Source organism: Flavobacterium sp. (assembly GCF_036405015.1).
Lineage (GTDB): Bacteria > Bacteroidota > Bacteroidia > Flavobacteriales > Flavobacteriaceae > Flavobacterium.
The window spans coordinates 1-4,070 of record NZ_DASWYK010000019.1 but is presented as its reverse complement, the minus strand read 5'-3'; the positions used below and the strand labels follow the sequence as shown (position 1 = coordinate 4,070).

Below are 4,070 nucleotides of genomic sequence, written 5' to 3'. Positions count from 1 at the left end.
AAAGTTGTCATAACAACTAGAGATTTAACTGCAGAGGAGAAATCTCGCTTCGAGAAAAGTAAGATTAATCCTCGTGTTACACCTTTTGCTCATGATGCTATTGCATTTATTTCAAGTAAGAGCAATAATGATACACTTATTGCGTTGAAAAGTGTAATCGATTTTCTGCAGGGAAAAGGGGATTCTAAAATCAAAGGTTTGGTTTTTGATAATCCTAATTCTAGTACAGTTCGTTACATGAAAGATTTGGCAAAGATAACTGAGGTGCCAAAGTCTGGAGTTTTCTCTTTTAAAACAAATAATGAAGTAATCAAATTTGTTTCTGAAAATGAAGGAATGATTGGTGTTATTGGTGTTAATTGGTTTTATCAACCAACACCTGACATGGTTGATACGGTAAAAAATATAAATGTTTTATACGTAAAAGGATTGGATAGTAATGAGTACTATAGTCCTACTCAGAATGACTTAGAGTTAGGAAAATATCCTCTGGCACGTGATTTGTTTATTATTAACTGCCAGGGTTATTCAGGACTTGGAATGGGATTCGCCTCTTTCATAGCTGGAGATATTGGTCAGCGTATTGTTTTGAAATCAGGATTATTGCCGTACAAAACTCCTGCTCGAAAACTTAAAATCAGAAATGAAATTATAAAAGATAAAGAATAAATTAATTACGATAAAGATGAATAAATTTAAAATTTTTAGTCTTGCTTTAATTGCGTCGGCTGCCGGTGCAAATGCGCAAGACATAAACGAAGCAAAAAAAGCAATTGATGCAGAACAGTTTGAAAAAGCAAAAACTATCCTAAAATCAATTATTAAATCTAAACCATCTGATGGTGAAGCAAACTTTGTTTTAGGTAACGTTTATTTAAATCAGTCTGTAGTAGATTCTGCAAAAATTTATTATAATAATGGATTGCAGGCTTCTGATAAGAAAAACTTAAGCTATATTGGTTTAGGACAATTAGATTTGGATGCTAAAAATACAGCTGCTGCTCAGGCAAATTTTACTTTAGCAACTAAAGACATGAGAAAAAAAGATATAAATGAATTTATTTATATCGCAAGAGCATACATGAATTCTGATAATCCAGATTATAAGAGTGCTGTAGACGTTTTGAAACGTGCTTTAGCAGTTGATCCTCAAAATGCTCAAGCGCTTTTGGCTATTGGTGATGCATACTATGGGGCAAATAATCAAAATGATGCTTATAAATCATACCGTGATGCTTTTACTGCTGACAATACTTTGTTGAGAGCAAAAATGCAACTTGGAGTTTTATTAAAAGGAGCTAAATCTTATGATGAAGCTATCAAATCATTCAACGAAGTAATTGCTTTAAATGCAAGTTACGGTCCAGTTTACAGAGAGCTTGCTGAAACATATTACAAATGGGCAAGAAATAAGCCTTCTACAGCAAAAGTTAACTTGCAAAATGCTATTACAAACTACGAGAAATATTTGAGTTTAACTGATTACTCAATGGATTCAAAAATGCGTCACGCAGATTTCTTGATTTTGGTTAAAGATTACAAGCAATTAGAAACTGTAGCAAACAAAATGATTGCTGAGGATAAAGTGAATCCAAGAATCTACAGATATTTAGGATATGCTGCTTACGAAAACGGAAATGTTGATGTAGCAATTAAATCTATTGAAGATTATATCAAAGTTCCAGAAAATAAAGTTATTGGTAGAGATTACTACTATTTAGGTTTATCTAAGATTAAAAAAGGAACTGCTGCTGATGGTACAATTGACCAAGCTGCTTTTGATGCTGGTTTAGCAGATATTAAAAAAGCAATTGAATTAGAGCCTTTAGTAGTTGAAGAATTTGCTGACTTTGGAAAAGAATTATTCGGTAAGAAACAATATACGCAAGCAGCATCAATCTTTGAGCTTGGTGCAAACAATAAAGAATCTAAAAATTATTTAGACGATGCTGTGTATTATGGAATTTCTGTTTACTATGGTAATGCTGGTAAACCTCTTGAAAGCCGTGATAAAGCTGCTTTAGAAAATGCTATAGTTACTTTTGATAAAGTTTTAGAGGCTTCTCCATCTTATGATGAAGCTTACTTGTATAAAGGTAGACTTAGCAGTGCATTAGATAAAGATGATATGATCATCAAAAACTATGAAGAGTATGTAACTAAAACTACTGCAAAAGGTGCAGAAGAAGTTGCAAAACCTGCAACTGCTAAGAAGATTGTTGAGGCTTACAATGCTATTGGTGCTGCTTATGCAAATACTGATAAAGCTAAAGCTGTAGAATATTTCAATAAAACTTTAGTTTTAGATCCTGCAAATTCATATGCAACTCAATCTATTAAAGCTCTAAAATAATTTAGATTTTTATAATAAATAAAGAAACCGATAGTCCAATAAACTATCGGTTTTTTTGTTACGTATATTATTGACTATCTTTGCACTTTAAAATAGAATAATGTTATCAAAAGAAATACAATTAGAGGTAAATAAAGGAGCAATGCTCCCTTTGATGGAGGAATTTTATACCATCCAGGGAGAAGGTTCACATACGGGTAGAGCTGCTTATTTTATTAGAATTGGAGGATGTGATGTTGGATGTCACTGGTGTGATGTGAAAGAAAGCTGGAATGCAGAGATTCATCCGCCAACAAGTATTGATTTAATTGTGGAAAATGCAGCCAAATACGCTGATACAGTTGTGGTAACTGGAGGAGAACCTCTGTCTTGGGATATGACACTTTTAACTAATCGGTTAAAGGAGAAAAATTTGAAAGTGCATATTGAGACTTCTGGTGCTTTCGAATTATCTGGAACTTGGGACTGGATCTGCCTTTCTCCTAAAAAGAATAAATTACCAACTCAGACTGTTTATGATAATGCGCATGAGTTAAAGGTTATTATTTATAATAAACATGATTTTATTTTTGCAGAAGAACAAGCAGAATTGGTAAATGACAACGCAATTCTATTTCTTCAACCAGAATGGAGTAAGAAAGAAGAAATGACTCCGCTTATTGTGGATTATGTTATGAATAATCCAAAATGGAGAGTTTCATTGCAAACCCATAAATACTTGAATATTCCTTAAATAAAAAAATCTCTTCAGACGAAGAGATTTTTTTATACCCAATTTTTATATTTTTTTAAAGTAGTAATATGTGCTAAATGATGATTTCCATGCCAAGCATACATTCCTATAATCTTTTTCAGTTTGTTTTCTGAATTATCTGAAGGGTGGACAAAGGTTTTTTCTAAATCAGATCCTGATAAATTTTTCATTATATAAGCCAATCTAAAATGAAGTCCTTTTAGTAAATCAAGAGTTGGTTGTATTGGCATGGTTAAATTGTCATTTAATTCAGACCAAAGAACTTCGTCATAAGCTTTAATTACTGGATTGTTTTCGGTCAAAGCCCATTTAATTCGAATATAGCAATTCATATGACTTTCTGCACAATGATGAATTACTTGTCGCACTGTCCAACCTTCAGGGCGATACAGTGTGTCAAGTTGTTCTTCTGTTAAATGGATGACTTCTTTTTCCAGTCTTTTTGGAAAAGTTTCTATTTCTTTAATTTTTTCAGAAAGATATTCTAAAGAATAATGATCTGGTGCTGTAAACTTTCCAATAGGATATTTAAGTTTTTCTAAATCTAATTCTTTCATTGTTTTTTGTGGTTTTATTTTAAATGGAAAGCCTTGCTAAATAATCGTAATGTTCTCCTTCAAGTATAAGTTCGCAATTCAAGTCGTTAGCAATTGCTGCATTTTGAAGAGTATTGTAATCTAAATACAACCAATCAAAAGGTTCTTCTTTTTCGTTTTTGTAACTAATGTTGAATACTAGTTCTCCATAATAATCATTTTCAGAAGGAATCCATTTTCCTCCATCTTCGTCTTCATCAAACATATAAATGATATCTGAACTGTCAATTAAAATTTGTCCTCCAGGATTTAATAGCGATTTTAGCTTAGTTAAATATTGGTTACAGTTTTTTAGTTTTCCAAAAATGCCTGTTCCGTTCATTAGAAGTAAAATGGTGTCGAATTTTTCTCCTTCGAAATCTAAAAT

The 4,070-nt window shown here is 32.0% G+C and carries 4 protein-coding genes and 1 pseudogene; 3 read left to right on the top strand and 2 right to left on the bottom strand.

The window, feature by feature from the left end; translation table 11 throughout:
• From VGE71_RS02050 to VGE71_RS02040, 3 genes are all read left to right on the top strand, one after another.
• Positions 1-669, top strand: a 669-nt coding sequence (locus VGE71_RS02050) for a substrate-binding domain-containing protein (RefSeq protein ID WP_331136807.1), incomplete at its 5' end; no start/stop codon positions are given.
• A gap of 16 nt (positions 670-685) precedes the next feature.
• On the top strand, positions 686-2,353 hold the full coding sequence (locus tag VGE71_RS02045; protein WP_331136806.1) for a tetratricopeptide repeat protein: 1,668 nt from the start codon (positions 686-688) through the stop codon (positions 2,351-2,353).
• A 100-nt stretch (positions 2,354-2,453) separates the two neighbouring features.
• A complete protein-coding gene (locus tag VGE71_RS02040) occupies positions 2,454-3,086 on the top strand; it encodes a 7-carboxy-7-deazaguanine synthase QueE (RefSeq protein WP_144217423.1) in 633 nt (210 codons plus the stop codon).
• Positions 3,087-3,118: 32 nt separating this feature from the next.
• Here the strand turns inward: VGE71_RS02040 and VGE71_RS02035 are convergent, their stop codons facing one another.
• Both VGE71_RS02035 and VGE71_RS02030 read right to left on the bottom strand, forming a co-directional pair.
• A complete protein-coding gene (locus VGE71_RS02035) occupies positions 3,119-3,664 on the bottom strand; it encodes a YfiT family bacillithiol transferase (RefSeq protein ID WP_331136805.1) in 546 nt (181 codons plus the stop codon).
• Positions 3,665-3,683: 19 nt separating this feature from the next.
• A pseudogene (locus tag VGE71_RS02030) lies at positions 3,684-4,070 on the bottom strand (SAM-dependent methyltransferase); the annotation flags it as partial.